Annotated in this window: 1 pseudogene; it reads left to right on the plus strand. The window is 40.8% G+C overall.

The annotated features are described in order from the left end of the window. Positions 1–60 precede the first annotated feature (60 nt). Positions 61–534 (plus strand): annotated as a pseudogene (locus C3B52_RS35840) (MobP3 family relaxase); the annotation flags it as partial.

Raw genomic sequence — 534 nt, forward strand, 5'->3', positions numbered from 1 at the left:
CATTTAGTGATGTGGGAGAAAAACCCTATACGCCGAAAAGGTATTGTTAATTCCAAACAGATGGAAGACATCAAACGAACCTTTGCTAAGGAGATTTATGCCGATGAGCGTATGCTTTTAAATCAAGAGAAAACAGCAGCGCGAGAATTGATAAGGAACATGAGTAAAGACGAACTTGGTAACGTTGTTAACCTTATGAGGGAAGTGAAGGATCTTGGACGTGATATCGAAACTGAACTTAAAAGCATGGGTTCGGGACAAATTGGTATTGCGCCCAAGCTTTATACCAACGATCAAAAAGAGGTTATGAATCAGATTAAGATCATTGGTGAGATGATTCCGGATAAAGGCAGAGTGGCTTATCAATACATGCCTGAAGATGTGAAGGAAGCAGTTACGGATACAACGAAATGGTTTCTTACCCAACCGGCTTTTCAGGATTCATTAAGGCGATACTATGGAGCCGTTGAGAACATGACTAAACAGTATTCCTTCAAGGAAAGTGATATCCGAAAAGCTAAAGACAATGCGGCC

Source organism: Brevibacillus reuszeri, from assembly GCF_002897295.1.
GTDB classification, from domain to species: domain Bacteria; phylum Bacillota; class Bacilli; order Brevibacillales; family Brevibacillaceae; genus Brevibacillus; species Brevibacillus reuszeri_A.